The 17,933-nt window shown below is 61.1% G+C and carries 17 protein-coding genes; 11 read left to right on the plus strand and 6 right to left on the minus strand.

What is annotated here, in order from left to right; genetic code table 11:
* Window positions 1–198 precede the first annotated feature (198 nt).
* Together JJN09_RS22445 and JJN09_RS22450 are read left to right on the plus strand one after the other, a co-directional pair.
* Window positions 199–618: a polyribonucleotide nucleotidyltransferase gene (locus JJN09_RS22445; protein WP_169432047.1), complete on the plus strand. Its 420-nt coding sequence runs from the start codon at window positions 199–201 to the stop codon at window positions 616–618.
* A gap of 18 nt (window positions 619–636) precedes the next feature.
* Window positions 637–1,533: a cation diffusion facilitator family transporter gene (locus JJN09_RS22450; RefSeq protein ID WP_249483840.1), complete on the plus strand. Its 897-nt coding sequence runs from the start codon at window positions 637–639 to the stop codon at window positions 1,531–1,533.
* Here the strand turns inward: JJN09_RS22450 and JJN09_RS22455 are convergent.
* Entirely contained in the window at window positions 1,527–2,594 is a 1,068-nt protein-coding gene (locus JJN09_RS22455) for a DUF6515 family protein (protein ID WP_249483842.1), read from the minus strand. The two genes, JJN09_RS22450 and JJN09_RS22455, sit on opposite strands and share 7 nt — an antisense overlap.
* A 455-nt stretch (window positions 2,595–3,049) precedes the next feature.
* On the opposite strand from JJN09_RS22455, the gene JJN09_RS22460 reads away from it, so the two are divergent.
* Together JJN09_RS22460 and JJN09_RS22465 are read left to right on the plus strand one after the other, a co-directional pair.
* Window positions 3,050–3,529: an Lrp/AsnC family transcriptional regulator gene (locus JJN09_RS22460; protein WP_007909658.1), complete on the plus strand. Its 480-nt coding sequence runs from the start codon at window positions 3,050–3,052 to the stop codon at window positions 3,527–3,529.
* A gap of 332 nt (window positions 3,530–3,861) precedes the next feature.
* The gene (locus JJN09_RS22465; RefSeq protein WP_003228500.1) at window positions 3,862–4,071 is read left to right on the plus strand and encodes a DUF2788 domain-containing protein; all 210 of its coding nucleotides are present in this window, start codon (window positions 3,862–3,864) and stop codon (window positions 4,069–4,071) included.
* On the opposite strand, the gene JJN09_RS22470 is transcribed toward JJN09_RS22465, so the two are convergent.
* The 4 genes from JJN09_RS22470 to JJN09_RS22485 form a co-directional block, all read right to left on the minus strand.
* Window positions 4,066–4,701, minus strand: a complete 636-nt coding sequence (locus tag JJN09_RS22470; protein WP_065259609.1) for a pseudouridine synthase — start codon at window positions 4,699–4,701, stop codon at window positions 4,066–4,068. The two genes, JJN09_RS22465 and JJN09_RS22470, sit on opposite strands and share 6 nt — an antisense overlap.
* Window positions 4,702–4,772: 71 nt before the next feature.
* Entirely contained in the window at window positions 4,773–6,272 is a 1,500-nt protein-coding gene (gene amn, locus JJN09_RS22475; RefSeq protein WP_249483843.1) for an AMP nucleosidase, read from the minus strand.
* Between the two features lie 191 nt (window positions 6,273–6,463).
* Entirely contained in the window at window positions 6,464–8,113 is a 1,650-nt protein-coding gene (locus JJN09_RS22480) for an acyl-CoA dehydrogenase family protein (protein ID WP_249483844.1), read from the minus strand.
* Between the two features lie 95 nt (window positions 8,114–8,208).
* Entirely contained in the window at window positions 8,209–10,557 is a 2,349-nt protein-coding gene (locus JJN09_RS22485) for a hybrid sensor histidine kinase/response regulator (RefSeq protein ID WP_249483845.1), read from the minus strand.
* 304 nt (window positions 10,558–10,861) lie between these two features.
* Between JJN09_RS22485 and JJN09_RS22490 the strand changes: the two genes are divergently transcribed.
* The 4 genes from JJN09_RS22490 (at window position 10,862) to JJN09_RS22505 (ending at window position 14,382) form a co-directional block, all read left to right on the plus strand.
* A complete protein-coding gene (locus JJN09_RS22490; RefSeq protein ID WP_007958699.1) occupies window positions 10,862–11,659 on the plus strand; it encodes a hydroxymethylpyrimidine/phosphomethylpyrimidine kinase in 798 nt (265 codons plus the stop codon).
* A gap of 18 nt (window positions 11,660–11,677) precedes the next feature.
* Entirely contained in the window at window positions 11,678–12,301 is a 624-nt protein-coding gene (thiE, locus tag JJN09_RS22495; protein WP_249483846.1) for a thiamine phosphate synthase, read from the plus strand.
* A gap of 17 nt (window positions 12,302–12,318) precedes the next feature.
* On the plus strand, window positions 12,319–13,602 hold the full coding sequence (hemL, locus tag JJN09_RS22500) for a glutamate-1-semialdehyde 2,1-aminomutase (protein WP_064599654.1): 1,284 nt from the start codon (window positions 12,319–12,321) through the stop codon (window positions 13,600–13,602).
* Between the two features lie 225 nt (window positions 13,603–13,827).
* A complete protein-coding gene (locus tag JJN09_RS22505; protein WP_096820799.1) occupies window positions 13,828–14,382 on the plus strand; it encodes a tetratricopeptide repeat protein in 555 nt (184 codons plus the stop codon).
* 18 nt (window positions 14,383–14,400) lie between these two features.
* Here the strand turns inward: JJN09_RS22505 and JJN09_RS22510 are convergent, their stop codons facing one another.
* Entirely contained in the window at window positions 14,401–14,730 is a 330-nt protein-coding gene (locus JJN09_RS22510) for a DUF1820 family protein (protein ID WP_077045543.1), read from the minus strand.
* 134 nt (window positions 14,731–14,864) lie between these two features.
* Between JJN09_RS22510 and miaB the strand changes: the two genes are divergently transcribed.
* The 3 genes from miaB (at window position 14,865) to ybeY (ending at window position 17,928) form a co-directional block, all read left to right on the plus strand.
* Window positions 14,865–16,193, plus strand: coding sequence for a tRNA (N6-isopentenyl adenosine(37)-C2)-methylthiotransferase MiaB (gene miaB / locus JJN09_RS22515; protein ID WP_249483848.1), 1,329 nt, complete (start codon window positions 14,865–14,867; stop codon window positions 16,191–16,193).
* 243 nt (window positions 16,194–16,436) lie between these two features.
* Window positions 16,437–17,441, plus strand: a complete 1,005-nt coding sequence (locus JJN09_RS22520) for a PhoH family protein (RefSeq protein WP_249483849.1) — start codon at window positions 16,437–16,439, stop codon at window positions 17,439–17,441.
* Window positions 17,434–17,928 (plus strand): rRNA maturation RNase YbeY, encoded by a 495-nt coding sequence (gene ybeY, locus JJN09_RS22525; RefSeq protein WP_249483851.1) that lies wholly within the window; start codon window positions 17,434–17,436, stop codon window positions 17,926–17,928. Before JJN09_RS22520 ends, ybeY begins: the two co-directional genes overlap by 8 nt.
* Window positions 17,929–17,933: the final 5 nt, after the last annotated feature.

The following is a 17,933-nucleotide window of genomic DNA, read 5'->3' on the forward strand; positions in this document are numbered from 1 at the left end:
ATTCGGTAGCCATCACGCGGTATGGATCTGGAGAAAACAACTTCAATCCTCAACGTATTTCGATAGGGGTGAGACGGGGCCGCAATTTACTGTGGGCACGCCCTGCCGCCGCGAGTATAACGGCGAACTGCCAGGCGTTCGTCAGGGTCTTAACTTCACAAGACAACGCTTCGTTAATAGATGACTCAGGAGATTCCCATGCGCTTACCTTTTCGCCTGATCGGCGGTGTACTGGTTGCCACCCTGCTCACTCAGATCACCGCGTGCGGTTCGATTTTCTATCCCGACCGGCGCGGCCAGATCGACGGCAAGATCGACCCGGCGATTGCCGTGCTCGATGCCGTGGGCCTGTTGTTCTACATCATTCCCGGCCTGATCGCGTTCGCCGTGGACTTCACCACCGGCGCGATCTATTTCGAACCGGGCCACACAGCACAGGTCGATCCGGCCAAGCTCAAGCAAGCCATCGGCCCGGACGGCCAGGTCGATAACCTCAAGTTGCAGGCTATTCTCGAAACTGAGCTGGGCCGCAACCTGCCTTTGGATGACCCGCGCCTGATCCAGCACAAGGGCAGTACACAGCAACTGGCGATGTTCGGCCTGCAACCCGCCGCTTAAGAAGGAACGACCCGACTCATGACCACCAGCCCCGAACACGCCCGCCTGCTGCGGCTGGCGACCCGCGCCTCGGTGGCGGTGGCCTGTACGTTGATCATCGCCAAAGCCATCGCCTGGTGGCTGAGCGGTTCGGTGAGCATGCTCGCCGGCCTTACCGACTCGGCCCTCGATGGCATCACCTCGCTGCTCAATCTGCTGGCGGTGCATTACGCGCTACGCCCGGCGGATGACGATCACCGTTATGGTCACGGCAAGGCCGAGTCCTTGGCGGGCATGGCGCAGGCGCTGTTCATTGGCGGCAGTGCGGTGCTGATTGCGTTTCAGGCTTATGAGCGTTTGAACAATCCGGAGCCGCTCGGCGCACCTTGGTTGAGCATCGGTGTGATCGTGTTTTCCCTGCTGCTGACGGCGGCGTTGCTGACCTTGCAGCACCGGGTGATCAAACAGACCGGTTCCAACGCGGTTCGCGCAGACTCCCTGCACTACCGTTCGGACATGTTGCTCAACGGCAGCATTCTGATTGCGCTGGTACTGGCAGGGTTCGGTTTCGATCAACTGGATGCGTGGTTCGGTCTGGGGATCGCGGCATACATTCTATGGAGCGCGATCCAGATCGCCCGGGAAAGTTTTTCGGTGCTGATGGATGAAGAACTGCCGGTGGATGTCAGTCAGCACATGCTCGAATTGGCGTGTGGTGTGCCGGGTGTTTTGGGCGCGCATGATCTGCGCACACGGATTTCCGGCAATCATTGGTTCGTGCAGTTGCATCTGGAATTGCCGGGAGAGCTGACGCTGTCAGTCGCTCACGGCATCAGCGATCAGGCGGCCGATGCGATTCACGCCGCTTACCCGCGGGCCGAAGTGCTGGTGCACGCCGACCCGCAGGAAGTGGTCAAAGCCGCCAAGGCTCAATAACTGACCTGATAACCGCGACTGCTCAGGCAATTTCCCTGAGCCTGGCGGTAGGCCTGCACCACTTCGGGCGCCGGCTGATAGGTCGCGGTGCGCGGATCGAAACCACTTTGTTGCACCGCGTACTGATAGCACTGATAGCCGTCCTGCTGGACCTGCTCCGGCGACTGGCCGTTGGCGGGATACGCTTCGACGTCATAGCCGTTGCTCGCCGGTTGCGGCGGTTGCTGAACCGGCGGCTCGACCACTACGTAATCCTGAGTCGCTTCCTGATAGGCGTAGTACGAGCCTGCTGCCAGGAACAACAGCGAACCGCCGATCCACACTTCACGGGCGTAATCCGGCAAGTACTGGATACGGATGCCGCGTGGCGGCTGAACCACGATGTAGCGCGGGCCTTGCGGGCGATACCAGTAGCCACCCGAGTAGAAATAATCCTGGCCGCGATATGGCACGCGGTAATCACGATCCGGGAAACGGTCGATCATGTGGCCCGGCCGGTATTGCGGGCCGGGGCCCCAACCGTTGCCATGCCCGTCCGGACGACCCGGCCAGCGGTTGTCGTTGGGACGATTACCGGTCTGCCAGTTCTGGTGGTAGCCATTCTGCGGACGCTCATCGCGGTAGTAGCCCTGACGGGGTTCCTGAGTCTGGCGCACGGTGTCGGGGCGTGGCTGGATCGGCAGGCTGTTGGCCGGCAGTTGCGGTGGCGGCGGTGGCTGGCGAACCGGATTGGGGTTGTAGGCCGGACGGTTCTGGTCGTGGTTCTGCCACTGCCCATTGTTGTTGTGCTGCTGGCCGTTGTGCTCGAACTGGCGGCTGTTGTCGCCGCGAATGATTTCGTTGTTCTGCGGCCGCGGCTGTTCCTGCTGCGGCTGGTTTTGCGGACGCGGCTGATTGTTGCCGCCATGATTCTGGTTGTTGCCCTGATTATTGCCCTGATGCTCCCGCTCGCGTCCACCGCCCTCGGGACCGCGATTCTGCGGCTCATCGGCCAGCGCTTGCGCACAGACACTCACACACAGCAAACCAACACTGGCCAGACGCCAGATACGCGACTTCATGAAATTCCTCACTGCGGGCTGGACCCTGTAATTAAGAGGGGCTTGTAGCTAAGACCGGGAATGTCCGCACCGGGTTCTGCTACAGGTTATCAGTCACGCCATTTATTTATTGAGCGAGCGAGGCCAAATTGCGGGCAAGAAAAAAGGGAGACCCGTCGGCCTCCCTTCTAGAGAACTTCGTCCTGGCTCGACGCTTTTGACGTCGGCTCACCTCACGCCGTCTTCTGGACAGTGTGTAGCTCGGGGGCCGGCACAACCCCGGTGGGGGTGGCGGCCGCGGCGGGCCGGATTGGGCGGGCCGCGTGGACTGTGTTACCGAGCAGTGATTCTGGTGATAAGAATAGGCCGGAGGCCGCGACAGAGGATTGCGAAGATTGCTCAAATAAACATCACTTGCGCAATTTTTAACCCTGGATAGATAATCCGCCGCAATAGTTAGGACAAAGGACCGATTGATGAGCAAACTCGACCGTTACGACCTCAGCATTTTGGCGGAATTGCAGCGCGACGCCCGCATCTCCAACCAGGAACTGGCCGAGCGCATCGGTCTGTCGCCCTCCCCGTGCTCGCGCCGGGTCAAGCAACTGGAGGACGACGGCTACATCTCCCGTCAGGTCGCCCTGCTGGATCGCAAGATGCTCGGCCTGAGCCTGACCGCCTACGTGCTGATCGGCATGGACCGGCACACGCCGGAGCGTTTCGAGAACTTCGAAGCGGCGATCCGCACCTTGCCGCAAGTGCTGGAATGCAGCCTGGTGACCGGGGTGGATGCTGACTATCAGTTGAAAGTGGTGGTGCCGGACATGGATCACTATCAGAAGCTGCTGCTGGGACATCTGACGCGGATTGAAGGAGTGACGAGCGTGCGGTCGAGTTTTGTGCTGAATCAGGTGCTCAACAGTACCGAATTGCCGCTGACTCATCTGCGTAGCTGATCAAGAGCAGCCCTCATCGGAACGCCGCCCGCCCAGCCCTCTCCCGGTGGGAGAGGGGGCCGACCTTATTGTCTTGCGCTATGCATCGACCTGAGAAATTGGGTCGATTATGGATTCGGTCTCGGATTGGTTTCGGATTCACTGCAGCTTTTTCACGTCGGCGTAATTCGTGAGCATCGCACGGTCAGTCCCCTCTCCCTCTGGGCGGTCCGACGTTTCGGGAGGGTTAGGGTGAGGGCCAGTCGTCGGATCAGACCCAGATCAATGCCACCCCGCACCCCTTGGCGTATACTCGCCGCGCCCTTTTAGCCCCGTGCGCGCCGGAGAACCCAATGGATCCAGCAGTATTTGAAGAGTGGATGATGACTGGTCTGGTCAGCATCCTGATCATTTTCATGGGTTTCATCGTCTGGGATCTGGCGAAGAAGTCCAAGGCCGGGCGCTTCGGCTCGTTCATTCTGTTCTTCGTACTGGGCCTGGGCGTGGCCGCGTTCATCATCAAGAGTGTGGTGATCGGCCTGATCGAATCCGGCGCCTTATAAGCGCGCCGGCACTTCTTTCCACTGGCCCTGATCGAGCCCTTCGATCGTCCAGTCACCAATCCTGACCCGTACCAGCCGCAACGTCGGCAGCCCCACCGCCGCCGTCATCCGTCGCACCTGGCGGTTGCGCCCTTCGCGAATCACCAGTTCCAGCCACGTTGTCGGAATCGTTGCGCGAAAGCGTACCGGTGGATTGCGCGGCCACAGCTCGGGTTCATCCAGTTGCCGCGCTTCGGCGGGCAAGGTCATGCCGTCATTCAGTTCGACGCCGTCACGCAAACGCTGCAACTGCTCGGCCGTCGGCACACCTTCGACCTGCACCCAATAGGTTTTCGCCAGCTTGTGCTTGGGGTCGGCAATCCGCGCCTGCAACTGGCCGTCGTTGGTCAGCAGCAGCAAACCTTCGCTGTCGCGGTCCAGCCGCCCGGCCGGGTAGATACCCGGAACGTCGATGTAATCCTTGAGCGTCGCCCGCCCTTCGCCGTCGCTGAATTGCGTCAGCACATCGAACGGTTTGTTGAACAGGATCAGCTTCGGCTCGGCCGGGGGTGCCTTGGCGACACGGCGCGGGGCTGAAGAGGATGGCTTCGCACCGGGGCGGCGGGAAGGTGGACGTTGAGGACGGGACATGGCGAAAAGAGCATCTAGCGGTCGGGCTGCTAATGCTAGTGCCCCAACCGCCAAATGACCACGACAAACCGTTAGCGGAACGGTGGCTCGTCGAAGCTGCGCAGTTTGCGCGAGTGCAGCGAGTTGAGTTCGGTGCGCAGCAGGTCCACTGCTTCGATACCGATCTTCAAGTGCTGGCTGACCGCACGCTCGTAGAACGCGTTGGCCGAACCCGGCAGCTTGATTTCACTGTGCAGCGGTTTGTCCGAAACGCACAGCAACGTGCCGTACGGTACCCGCAGGCGATAACCCTGGGCGGCGATGGTGCCGCTTTCCATGTCCACCGCCACGGCGCGGGACAGGTTGATCAGCGGTCGTTCCTGGGCCCAGCGCAATTCCCAGTTACGGTCGTCGTAGGTCAGCACGGTGCCGGTGCGCAGGCGTTTTTTCAGGTCGTCGCCCTTCTCGCCGGTGATGTTGGCCGCCGCTTGCTGCAACGCCATCTGCACTTCGGCCAGGGCCGGGATCGGAATGTTCGGCGGCACCACCCGGTCGAGAATCCCGTCGCGACGCATATAAGCGTGAGCCAATACGTAGTCGCCGATGGTCTGCGACTGACGCAGACCGCCGCAGTGACCGATCATCAACCAGCAATGCGGACGCAGCACCGCGAGGTGATCGGTGATGTTCTTCGCATTGGACGGGCCGACGCCGATGTTGACCAGCGTCACGCCATGGCCATCGCTGGCGATCAGGTGATAGGCCGGCATCTGGTAGCGGTGCCAGACCACACCGGCAGCAATTGCCGACGCTTCGCCATGATCCATGCTTTTTTCGATAATCACGTTGCCCGGCAGCACCATGCGCACGAATCGCGGATCATTGCGCAGTTGTTCCAGGCCGTGAACGATGAACTGGTCGACATAACGGTGGTAGTTGGTCAGCAGAATCCACGGCTGCACGTGGCGCCAGTCGCTGCCGGTGTAGTGCACCAGTCGACGCAGCGAGAAATCGACGCGCGCCGCATCGAACAGTGCCAGCGGTAGCGGATCGGTGTTTTCCCAGTCATAGAGACCATCAGCGATGCCATCGGTGGCGGCAGACAGGTCGGTACTTGGGAACACCCGTGCCAGCACGGCGGCGGTGACGCCGGAACCAGCCAGTTCATCGCCTTGCTCGACCACGTACGGGTACGGAATGTTCTGTGCACTGACCCCGACTTCCACGGTCACCGTGAAGTCGTGCATCAGCGGCACCAGTTGTTCCAGCAGGTATTTGCGAAACGCCGCCGGGTGGGTGACGGTCACGCTGTAGGTGCCCGGCAACTGCACCTTGGCGTAAGCGCGGGTGGTCTGCGGGACTTCGCCCTGGCAGTGATAGGTCAGACGCAGTTCGGGATAACGGAACAGGGCACGTTGCTCGGCGTCGGGCTCGACGCGATCCTTCAGATAACGCTTGAGCGCCGAGTTCAGCGCCGTGGTGGCCCGCTCATGCAGCTCGGCCAGACGATCCACGGCTTGTTCAGCGGTTTGAACGACAATAAACGCTTCGGTCACGATCAGCTTCCTGTGTTCTGACTTGCAGAGCTTCATCTTGCCTGCATCGTGGCGTCACGGAAACAGTGGCGTTGTGGCTATTCATCAATCTGACAGGTATAGGCGATCCCTGTGGGAGCGGGCTTGCCCGCGATGAGGCGATCACATTCAACATCGATGTTGACTGACAGGCCGTCATCGCTGGCAAGCCAGCTCCCACAAGGACTTTCGGTGCTTGGAAATTGCAGTCAGAAACCTTGCGGGGTGGAGCGAGCGACGATGGCTTCGACATCGAGCCCGCGGGGCAACGCGCCGTAGACACGGCCGCCCCCACTCAGGCGACTGGCGATAAACGCATCGCTGACCGCCGAGTTCCCGGACTCCAGCAACAGCTTCGCTTGCAGCCCCAGAGCGATGTCTTCAGTCAGTTGCCGCGCCCGGTACTGAATGTCGCCAGTGTCCTTGAACGACGCCTGCAATTGCTGGATATGCGCGGCCAGCCGTTTGTCGCCATGGCCGTCGCCCAGCTCGTTGAACAGCACATCGAGCACGCCCGGCTCTTTCGACAGTGCACGCAACACATCGAGGCATTGCACGTTGCCGGAACCTTCCCACGTCGAGTTCACCGGCGCTTCGCGGTACAGGCGCGGCAGGATGCTGTCTTCGACATACCCGGCGCCGCCCATGCATTCGGCGGCTTCGTTGATCATCCCCGGCGCACGTTTGCAGATCCAGTATTTGCCCACCGCCGTCACCAGTCGGGCGAACTGCGCTTCGTGGCGATCGTTCAGATGATCCAGCGCCTTGCCCATGCGCAGGCTCAGGGCCAGCGCGGCTTCGCTTTCCAGCGCCAGATCGGCCAGCACGTTTTGCATCAGCGGTTGTTCGCTGAGCAGTTTGCCGCCGACCTTGCGATGGGCGCAGTGATGGCTGGCCTGGGTCAGGGCCTGACGCATCAGCGAGCTGGAGCCGACCATGCAATCAAAACGGGTCATGGCCACCATCTCGATGATCGTCGGCACGCCGCGCCCTTCCTCGCCGACCATCCACGCCAACGCACCACGGAACTCCACTTCGCTGGAGGCGTTGGACTGGTTACCGAGTTTGTTTTTCAGGCGCTGGATGTAGAACTGATTGCGCGTGTCGTCCGGACGATGGCGCGGCAGCAGGAAACAGGTCAGGCCCTTGTCGGTCTGCGCCAGCGTCAGGAACGCATCGCACATCGGCGCCGAACAGAACCACTTGTGCCCCACCAGTTCATAAGCCTGGCCCGGGCCGCTGGCGCCGACCGGATAAGCCTTGGTGGTGTTGGCGCGCACGTCGGTGCCGCCCTGTTTCTCGGTCATCGCCATGCCGATCGTGACGCCGGTTTTATGGGCCATGCCGACATTGCGCGGGTCATATTCGGTGGCGAGGATTTTCGGCAGCCATTGTTCGGCCAGATCCGGTTGCAAGCGCAGCGCGGGCACACTGGCAAAAGTCATGGTCAACGGGCAACCACTGCCGGCCTCGGCCTGGCTGTGCAGATAGCTCATGGAGGCGCGGGCAACATGGGCGCCTTCCTGCGGATGAGCCCAAGGCAACGAGGTCAGGCCATGTTCGATGGCCGTGCGCATCAGCTCGTGATACGCCGGGTGAAATTCCACCAGATCGATGCGATGACCGTAGCGGTCATGGCTGGCGAACACCGGTTTGTTCTGGTTGGCGAGGAACCCGGCCTCCATCAGCGGCCCGCCGGCCAGCGCGCCGTAGGCGTCAATCCGCGACTCGGCCCAGCCAGCGCCGAACCGCCGCGACCACTCCTGCAACGGCAGGTCGATGCGGTACAGGTTGGTGCCGTCCAGCGACGGTGGCTGGTTGGTGACTTCGTGGGTTTCGGCGAACTGATGCAGGTTCATGACGGGGCTCCTTGATCGGCCAGAGCTTCAGTTAAGCACCGCCCCCGAACCGATCAAAGTGTCATACCGGCCTAAATGCCGGCGCTTTCACCCTATCAACAACTCAACACCCGCCGCTGCATCGCGACCTGCAAGTCTTCGAATTTCACCGGTTTGCTCAGGTAATCGATCGAGCCGGCAGATGCGCAATGCTCTCGATCCGCCCCCAGCGCGATCACGAACACCGGCAGGTTGGCGCAGCCCGGCAAGTCGTGGATCTGGCAGCACAACGACGCGCCATCAAGCGGTGGCAGCTGGCAATCGATCAGCACCGCATCGAACGCTTCGCGCTGCAAATATTCGAGCGCCGCGGCACCATGGTCGGCGGTGCGCACTCGGAAACCGAGCTTGAGCAACATGCCGCGCATCACCAATTGGTTGACGCTGTTGTCGTCCACCAGCAATACGGTGCAGTCCTGCGGGGCGCGCGCGGCATCGCGCGTTAACACTGGAGCGGCTTCAACCGCTGGCAATTCAAACTCGACATCCAGCTGAAAGCGACTGCCGCGCCCCGGCTCCGAGCGGTGAGTCAACTTGCCACCGAGCAGTTCCACCAGTTGTCGGCAGATCGCCAGACCGACGCCCAGGCCGCCGTATTCGCGGGTCATCGAACCGTCGAGCTGGAAGAATCGCTGATACATCGTCGCCTCGCCCAGATCGGTAAAACCGATGCCGGTGTCGATCACCGCAAACGACAGCGCCAGACGATTGTCCGTCGACGGTTTGCCGGTGACTCGCAAGGCGAGACCGCCGACGCGCGTGAACTTGATCGCGTTGTCCAGCAGGCACTCCAGGCATTGCGCGAGTTTGGCGCTGTCGCCCTGCAGGCGATCCGGCAGGGTCGGCAACACCTCGACCTTGAAGTCCAGCGACTTGCTGGACGCGTTGCCATCGAACTGCACGCGCAGCGCCTCGACCACGGCGCGCAGGCTGAAACTGCCCGGCGTTGCCTTGAGCTTGCCGGCCTGCAGTTCGGTCAGGGTCAGGATGCCGTTGACCATGCGCATCATGTCCCGGGCCGAACCGGCGGCGGTCTGCTGGTATTGCTCCAGTTCCGGATCGAGTTCGACGGTCTGCATCAGCTCCAGCGAACCGATCACACCGTTCATCGGCGTGCGCAGTTCGTGGGTCAGGGTCGCGAGGAATTCGTCCTTGAGCTTGTTGCTGTGGGCCAGTTGCTGGTTGAGAACTTCGAGTTTCTGGCCGGCATCGAACAGTGTTTGTGCCTGTTGCTCGCGCATGGCGTTGATACGGTCGGCCAGCGCCAGCGACAGCAGCGCCACCTCGATGGCCGAGCCGATCTGGCTGGCGTACATGGTCAGGAACACGTTCGGCAGCAAACCCAGGACCATCATCGTGTTGACGATGCCGCCGAGCAGAAACGCCGACCAAGCGATGATGAAGTAGCGCGCCACTCGCAGGCCGCGCCACCAGGCGAGAATCCCGGCGGCGAAGATCACTATGGTGAACGTCAACGCCAGTGTCGTCGCCAGACGCAGGGCCAGCGCATAACTGGTCATCAGTGACAGCCCCATCACCAGCGCGCCGAAGGCGATCAGGGCAATCAACAGACGGTCGAGCCAGCGGCTGTGGTTTTTGGTCTGCAAGAAACTGCGGGCAAACTGACTGCCGAACAGGCCCGCGCAACCAATGAAGAACGGCGTCGAGGCGTTGGTCCACCACGGGTTGTTTGGCCAGAAGTATTCGACCGCTGCGCCATTGACCGATAGCTGATAAAGGCCGAACGAGCCTATATAGAAGATGTAATAGAGGTAGCTGGTGTCGCGCACGCTGAGGTAGATGAACAGGTTGTAGACCAGCATCCCCAGCAGCACGCCATAAATCAGACCCAGCACGTACAGGCGCACCGGCTGGTCTTCGAGGTACGCGGTGCTCGACCACAACGTCACCGGTGCCTGGATCGAGCCTTCGCTGGACAGCCGCAAATAGACGGTCTGTTGCTGGTCCGGCCGGAACGTGAGGTTGAACAGGTAGTTGTTCTGCCGGATCTCACGACTGGCGAACGGCAACGCGTCCCCGGTCTGGCGCACCAGACGATAGTCGCCGGCGGCATCGGGCAGATACAGGTCGAGGTGATCGAGCGGCGGGTAGGCCAGTTCCAGCAGCCAGGTACGCTGCGCCGCCGGATTGCTCGGGCGGTAATGCAGGTCGATCTTCAGCCAGAACGCCGAACGCGAGTAACCGGCATTGAGCGTGGCTTTATCGTGGGCCTTGAATTGTCCGGCAGCGGCTTGCGCGCGGACGTCGGCAATGCTCGCCTGACCGCTCGGGTCTTCGAACACTTGCAGGGATCGACCCAGCGGGAGGCTCTGGGTGAACTCGTCGAATTCGACGGCGTTTGCCAGGAGGGGCAAACAGAACAGCAACATCAACAAATAGCGCATTGAAGCCCCAGCGTGGCTTGTCCGGTTGTGTCAGGAAGCCCCCCATTCCCTTTGAGTAGACGTAAAACCGGTATTACCTGTTATTGGTTTGGATCCACTCTAGCATAGCCGTTGATGGCCATTGAGCACCATGGAAATTTTTCCGACAAAGGCTCTAGAACGGGCGTTTCAGAGCAGAGTACCGAGCTAGAGCTGTTGGCTCGGTCAGAGTGTGAAAACCCGTGCGGATCCAGTTGCCGAGGTTATCGGCCGAGTGCTGCGCCACAACACCCGAAAAACAGGTTTGGTGGTAAGCTCGCGCACCATGAATATCTACAGCTCACGCCCCGTTGTCCTCTGTCTCTCCGGCCACGACCCCAGTGGTGGCGCCGGCTTGCAGGCAGATATCGAAGCCCTGCTCGCTCAGGGTTGCCATGCGGCTCCGGCCGTCACCGCCCTGACCGTGCAAGACACCGTCAACGTCACTGACTTCCGCGTCCTAGACCGTGAGTGGGTACTGGCCCAGGCCAATGCCGTACTTAACGACTCCGAAGTCGCGGCAGTGAAACTGGGCATGCTCGGTTCCCTGGAAATGGTCGACACCGTCGTCGAACTGCTTCAGGCGCACCCGCATTTGCCAGTGGTCTGCGACCCGGTGCTGCGCGCCGGCGGCGGCGGACGCCTGGGCAAGGACGAGGTCGGCTACGCCATGCGCGAACGCCTGCTGCCGCTGTCGATCATCGCCACGCCCAACCTTCCCGAAGCCCGGATCCTCGCCGAACTGCCAGAAGGCACTGCGGACGAGTGCGCTGAAAAACTGTTGCCGTACATCAAGAACCTGCTGATCACCGGTGGTCACGGCGACGAAACCGAAATCCACAATCGCCTTTACAGCCGCGACGGCCTGCGCGAAACCTTCAAGTGCCAGCGTCTGCCCGGCAGCTATCACGGTTCCGGCTGCACCCTGGCCAGCACCCTCGCCGGCCGACTGGCACTGGGCGAAAACCTGGCCAGCGCTGTGCGCACCGCTTTGGATTACACCTGGCGCACCCTGCGCGATGCCGAACAACTGGGTAAAGGCCAGTTCGTGCCGCGTCGTCTGCCGCTGGATTTCTGCTCGTAACGTCGTGAGGTCTGCCTGATGAAACTACGTGGCCTGTACGCCATTACCGACGGCCCATTACTGGCCGGCAAGTTTCTGCCGTATGTGGAGGCGGCGCTGGAAGGCGGCGTCACCCTCCTGCAATACCGCGACAAGAGCAGCGATGAAGCCCGGCGATTGCGTGAGGCCGAGGCCTTGCGTGATCTGTGCGAGCGCTACAAGACCCAATTGATCATCAACGATGACGCCGAACTGGCCGCTCGCCTGAACGTCGGCGTACACCTGGGCCAGACCGACGGCCCGCTGTCGCCGACCCGCGCCCTGCTCGGTTCCAAGGCAATCATCGGCTCGACCTGCCACGCGCAGCTGGAGCTGGCCGAACAAGCCGCCAAAGAAGGCGCGAGCTACGTCGCCTTCGGTCGCTTCTTCAACTCCAACACCAAACCCGGTGCGCCGACCTGCAGCCTCGAACTGCTCGATCAGGCCCGCCAGACGCTGCACCTGCCAATCTGCGCGATTGGCGGCATCACCCTCGACAACGCCGCGCCGCTGGTGGCCCACGGTGTCGATCTGCTGGCCGTGGTCCATGGCCTGTTCGGCGCCGACAGCACCGCCGAAGTGACCCGCCGCGCCCGTGCATTCAACGAATTGTTCAAATCCTGATTTTTGAGAGCCCGATCATGTCTCGTTCCGAAACCCTGTTTGCCAACGCCCAGAAACACATTCCCGGTGGCGTGAACTCGCCGGTTCGCGCGTTCAAGAGCGTCGGCGGCACGCCGCTGTTCTTCAAGCACGCCGAAGGCGCCTACGTTACCGACGAAGACGACAAGCGCTATGTGGATTACGTCGGTTCCTGGGGCCCGATGATCCTCGGCCACAGCCACCCGGACGTACTGGACGCGGTGCGTAACCAGCTGCAACACGGTCTGTCCTACGGCGCGCCGACCGCGATGGAAACCGAGATGGCCGATCTGGTCTGCTCGCTGGTACCGTCGATGGAGATGGTGCGCATGGTCAGCTCCGGCACCGAAGCCACCATGAGTGCGATCCGACTGGCCCGAGGCTTCACCGGCCGCGACAGCATCATCAAGTTCGAAGGCTGCTACCACGGTCACTCCGACAGCCTGCTGGTCAAGGCCGGTTCCGGTGCACTGACCCAGGGTGTACCAAGCTCGGCCGGCGTGCCGGCGGCGTTCGCCAAACACACCCTGACCCTGCCGTTCAACGACATCGACGCCGTTGAAAAAATGCTCGCTGAAGTCGGCCAGGACGTGGCGTGCATCATCGTCGAGCCAGTAGCCGGCAACATGAACTGCGTGCCGCCGGCACCGGGTTTCCTCGAAGGCCTGCGCAGCCTGTGCGACAAGCACGGCGTGGTGCTGATCTTCGACGAAGTGATGACCGGCTTCCGCGTGGCCCTCGGCGGTGCCCAGGCTTACTACGGCGTGACCCCGGACCTGACCACTTTCGGCAAGATCATCGGCGGCGGCATGCCGGTCGGCTGTTTCGGCGGCAAGCGTTCGATCATGGAGCGCATTGCGCCGTTGGGCCCGGTCTATCAGGCGGGCACCTTGTCGGGCAACCCGCTGGCGATGGCCGCCGGCCTGACCACCCTGCGCCTGATCAGCCGCCCGGGCTTCCATGCCGAGCTGACCGATTACACCACTCGCCTGCTCGACGGCCTGCAACAGCGCGCTGACGCGGCGGGCATTCCCTTCGTGACCACCCAGGCGGGCGGCATGTTCGGTCTGTACTTCAGCGGCGCCGACGACATTGTTACTTTTGAAGACGTGATGGCCAGCGATGCAGCACTGTTTGGTCGGTTCTTCCACTTGATGCTGGAAGGTGGCGTGTACCTGGCACCGAGCGCATTCGAAGCCGGTTTCACCTCGATCGCCCACGGCGAAGCGGAGCTTAAACTGACCCTCGACGCTGCCGAGCGCGCGTTCGCCAAACTGAAGTAATGGCTTGATCGCTGACGTTGGCCATTGCCAGCGTCAGCTTTCACCTACATTCCAGCGCTTTCTCCGACGCTTCTGCCAAAAATATCCCGCAAACCGGGTGATATATTCCCCACACAGCAGAAAATCGAGTAAAGACTTTGTAAGGTTGGCCCTGCTTATTTCATAATGCGCGCTTATTGGATCCCTCGATGGGTCCGCGCGCCCTTCAGAGGTAAGTCGATTCTCATGAACCGCACCGGCCGCACCCTTGCCTTGGGCTGCCTGTTGCTCCTTCAGCCACTGCTCGCACATGCACAAGCAGGCGGCAACTCGTTGTTGATCCCGGCGATGGGTCGTTGCACCCTCAATACTCAGCCGCAAGATGTCACGCAGGCCCTCGCCGCCTGCCAAAAGGCATCGGATGAGGGGGATGCGCAAGCGCAATACGAGTTGGGTGAGTTCTACTACGACGGCAAGAATGCGCCGCGCGACCTCAATCAAGCCCTGAGCTATTTCGAAAAGGCCTCGCTGCAAGGCCACGCCCAGGCGCAATTCAAACTCGGCACCATGTTCTTCCACGGTGAAGGCGTGCAGGCCAACAACATTCAGGCGTACATCGTGCTGAAGATGGCCGCGGTCAACGGCGCCGAAGATGCACTGGACACCGCCGACGAAGTCGCCGAGAAAATGCCCCGCGAAGACCTGGAAACAGCCACCCAGGTGCTCGGGCAAATTTTCCGTAAATACCTGATGGAACTGCAGAGCGCCGACGGCCGTACGCCGTTCTCGCCCCTGCCGTAGTCCCTTCTCCCGCCCCGCTTACTTCTCGGGCATCGGCACCGGAAACGGCATCACATTGCCGACCGCGCCACGCGCCTCGCTGATTTTCGGCGTACCGAGACGTTCCACTTCATCGATGCGCACGATCGAATGCATCGGCACAAAGCTGCGCACCACGCCTTCGAACTGCGCCTTGAGCTTCTCTTCGCTCGGGTCGACGACCACCTGGGTGCGCTCGCCAAAGACGAACTCTTCCACTTCCAGGAAGCCCCACAGATCACTTTGATAGATCTGCTTGGCGTACATTTCGAACACCTGGCCCTGGTTGAGGAATATCACCTTGTAGATTGGAGCTTCGCGTTTGGTCATGGCGGGCGGACAACACATCGGGGTAAAAATGAGGGCGCGAACTATAGCATAGCCACTGGACGCGCAACGGTAGGAACCTGGGGACATGTTCCCTATAATGCGCGGTTCTTTGAACCACGTGACGACCCTATTCCATGGCCAAGAAGCTTTACATCGAAACCCACGGTTGCCAGATGAACGAGTACGACAGCTCGCGCATGGTCGATCTGCTGGGCGAACACCAGGCCCTGGAAGTCACGGCGCGGGCGGAAGACGCCGACGTGATTCTGCTCAACACCTGCTCGATCCGCGAACGCGCCCAGGACCGGGTGTACTCCCAGCTCGGTCGCTGGCGCGAACTGAAACTGGCCAACCCGGACATGGTAATCGCCGTCGGCGGTTGCGTGGCCAGCCAGGAAGGCGCGGCGATCCGTGATCGCGCCCCGTACGTTGACGTAGTGTTCGGCCCGCAGACACTGCACCGCCTGCCGGAAATGATCGACGCCGCGCGCATCAGCAAGCTGCCGCAAGTGGACGTCTCGTTCCCGGAAATCGAAAAGTTCGACCACCTGCCCGAGCCGCGCATTGACGGCCCGAGTGCCTACGTGTCAGTGATGGAAGGCTGCAGCAAGTACTGCACGTTCTGCGTGGTGCCTTACACCCGCGGCGAAGAAGTCAGCCGACCGTTCGACGACGTGATCGCCGAGATCATCCACCTGGCCGAAAACGGCGTGCGTGAAGTGACCTTGCTGGGGCAGAACGTCAACGGTTATCGCGGCACGACCCACGACGGGCGCCTGGCGGATCTGGCCGAACTGATCCGTGTCGTCGCGGCCGTCGACGGCATCGACCGCATCCGCTACACCACCTCGCATCCGCTGGAATTCTCCGACAGCCTGATCCAGGCCCACGCCGACGTACCGGAACTGGTCAAGCACCTGCACTTGCCGGTGCAATCGGGTTCGGACCGGATCCTGGCCGCGATGAAGCGCAACCACACGGCGCTGGAGTACAAATCCAAGCTGCGTAAACTGCGCGCCGCCGTACCGGGCATTTGCATCAGCTCGGACTTCATCGTCGGCTTCCCGGGTGAAACCGAGAAAGATTTCGAACAGACCATGAAGCTGATTGCCGACGTCGGTTTCGACTTTTCCTACTCGTTCGTCTACAGCCAGCGCCCGGGCACCCCGGCTGCCGACCTGGCCGACGACACCCCGGAAGAGCTGAAGAAAGAACGCCTGAATGCCTTGCAACATCGCTTGAACCAGCAAGGCTTCGAGATCAGCCGACAAATGGTCGGCTCGACTCAGCGGATTCTGGTGACCGATTACTCGAAAAAAGACCCGGGCGAACTGCAGGGGCGTACCGAGAATAATCGTATCGTCAACTTCCGCTGCGATAATCCGACCCTGATCGGCCAGTTCGCCGACGTGCACATCGATGCGGCACAACCGCACTCGCTGCGCGGCTCGCTGATCCAGTAACAAATATCAGAAACACTGAGAATTCTGTGGGAGCTGCGGTGCGACGATTCGACTTGCCAGCGATGAGGCCATCAGCCCCGACCAATATGTCGCCTGTCGTACCGCTATCGCTGGCAAGCCAGCTCCCACAGTGGCCTGCATTGTTCTTGAGAATAGGCTCATCCATTTAAGAGCTTTCGCACCCACGCCACTGGCGTTATCCTTGATTTCATCCTAATTGCCCCAGGGCGGCTAAATACGACCTTGAACGCACCCATAGAACCTCATCGTTTTATCCTCGAGCCTTTTGAGGCTCGCCGCTTCGCCAATCTGTGCGGGCAGTTCGACGAGCACCTGCGCCTGATCGAACAGCGCCTGACCATCGAGATCCGCAACCGCGGCAATCAGTTCGAGCTGATCGGCGACCCCAAGCTCACAACGTCTGCGGAAAATCTGATTCGTCGACTGTACCGGGAAACCAAAGGTTCAGAGCTGTCGCCAGACACGGTTCACCTGTTCCTTCAGGAATCGTCCGTCGTTGAGCTGGACAATCACGCCCCCGCCGAAGCCTCCGTCGCCCTGCGCACCAAGAAAGGCATGATTCGCCCACGCGGCTTGAATCAGCTGCGCTATGTGAAGGAAATTCTCGGCAACGACATCAACTTCGGCATCGGCCCGGCCGGCACCGGCAAGACCTACCTGGCCGTGGCCTGCGCCGTGGATGCCCTGGAACGCGAGCAGATCCGCCGCATCCTGCTGGTGCGTCCGGCGGTCGAAGCGGGTGAAAAACTCGGCTTCCTGCCTGGCGACCTGTCGCAGAAAATCGACCCGTACCTGCGCCCGCTCTACGACGCACTCTACGAGATGCTCGGCTTCGAATACGTGGCCAAGCTGATCGAGCGTCAGGTGATCGAAGTCGCGCCGCTGGCCTACATGCGTGGCCGCACGCTGAACAACAGTTTCATCATTCTCGACGAGAGCCAGAACACCACCGTCGAGCAGATGAAAATGTTCCTCACCCGGATCGGTTTCGGCTCCACGGCCGTGATCACAGGTGACATCACTCAGGTCGACCTGCCGCGCGGTACCAAATCCGGACTTCATCACGTCATCGAAGTCCTGAAGGATGTGCCGGGTATCAGCTTCACCCACTTCATGCCCAAAGACGTCGTGCGCCACCCGCTGGTGCAACGCATTGTCGAAGCCTACGAGCGCTTCGAGAATCGCGTGGCCGATGAAACACCGAAGGACAATCGCCACGATGCTTGAGCTTGACCTGCAAATCGCGACCGAAGCGTCTGCGCCGAACGAATCCGATTTCCGCCAATGGTGCGAACTGGCCCTGCGCCAGCGCACCGCTGATTCGGAAATGACCATTCGTCTGGTCGACGAAGTAGAAGGCCGCGAACTGAATCACACCTGGCGCCACAAGGATTACGCGACCAACGTCCTGTCCTTTCCCGCCGAAGTGCCCGACGAGTTTCTCGACATTCCATTGCTGGGCGATCTGGTGATCTGCGTGGCGGTGGTTGAGCGTGAAGCTGCCGAACAGGGCAAGGAACTAAAGGCCCACTGGGCACATCTGGTCATTCACGGCTGCTTGCATCTGCTTGGTTACGACCATATAGATGACGAGGAAGCCGAGGAAATGGAAGCACTGGAACGCGAGTTGCTTGCCGAATTGGGTTATCCCGATCCGTACGCGGACGACGAAACCGAAACATCCCCTATCGTTACAACAAAGGATTCAGAGTAATCGCT

Origin of the sequence: Pseudomonas sp. HS6 (genome assembly GCF_023375815.1) — a bacterium.
Lineage (GTDB): Bacteria > Pseudomonadota > Gammaproteobacteria > Pseudomonadales > Pseudomonadaceae > Aquipseudomonas.

Bases quoted from the DNA above. Each gene is read 5' to 3' on its own strand.
- JJN09_RS22445 (WP_169432047.1), top strand. From the start codon at position 199: ATGCGCTTACCTTTTCGCCTGATCGGCGGTGTACTGGTTGCCACCCTG.
- JJN09_RS22450 (WP_249483840.1), top strand. From the start codon at position 637: ATGACCACCAGCCCCGAACACGCCCGCCTGCTGCGGCTGGCGACCCGC.
- JJN09_RS22455 (WP_249483842.1), bottom strand. From the start codon at position 2,594: ATGAAGTCGCGTATCTGGCGTCTGGCCAGTGTTGGTTTGCTGTGTGTG.
- JJN09_RS22460 (WP_007909658.1), top strand. From the start codon at position 3,050: ATGAGCAAACTCGACCGTTACGACCTCAGCATTTTGGCGGAATTGCAG.
- JJN09_RS22465 (WP_003228500.1), top strand. From the start codon at position 3,862: ATGGATCCAGCAGTATTTGAAGAGTGGATGATGACTGGTCTGGTCAGC.
- JJN09_RS22470 (WP_065259609.1), bottom strand. From the start codon at position 4,701: ATGTCCCGTCCTCAACGTCCACCTTCCCGCCGCCCCGGTGCGAAGCCA.
- amn (WP_249483843.1), bottom strand. From the start codon at position 6,272: ATGAAGCTCTGCAAGTCAGAACACAGGAAGCTGATCGTGACCGAAGCG.
- JJN09_RS22480 (WP_249483844.1), bottom strand. From the start codon at position 8,113: ATGAACCTGCATCAGTTCGCCGAAACCCACGAAGTCACCAACCAGCCA.
- JJN09_RS22485 (WP_249483845.1), bottom strand. From the start codon at position 10,557: ATGCGCTATTTGTTGATGTTGCTGTTCTGTTTGCCCCTCCTGGCAAAC.
- JJN09_RS22490 (WP_007958699.1), top strand. From the start codon at position 10,862: ATGAATATCTACAGCTCACGCCCCGTTGTCCTCTGTCTCTCCGGCCAC.
- thiE (WP_249483846.1), top strand. From the start codon at position 11,678: ATGAAACTACGTGGCCTGTACGCCATTACCGACGGCCCATTACTGGCC.
- hemL (WP_064599654.1), top strand. From the start codon at position 12,319: ATGTCTCGTTCCGAAACCCTGTTTGCCAACGCCCAGAAACACATTCCC.
- JJN09_RS22505 (WP_096820799.1), top strand. From the start codon at position 13,828: ATGAACCGCACCGGCCGCACCCTTGCCTTGGGCTGCCTGTTGCTCCTT.
- JJN09_RS22510 (WP_077045543.1), bottom strand. From the start codon at position 14,730: ATGACCAAACGCGAAGCTCCAATCTACAAGGTGATATTCCTCAACCAG.
- miaB (WP_249483848.1), top strand. From the start codon at position 14,865: ATGGCCAAGAAGCTTTACATCGAAACCCACGGTTGCCAGATGAACGAG.
- ybeY (WP_249483851.1), top strand. From the start codon at position 17,434: ATGCTTGAGCTTGACCTGCAAATCGCGACCGAAGCGTCTGCGCCGAAC.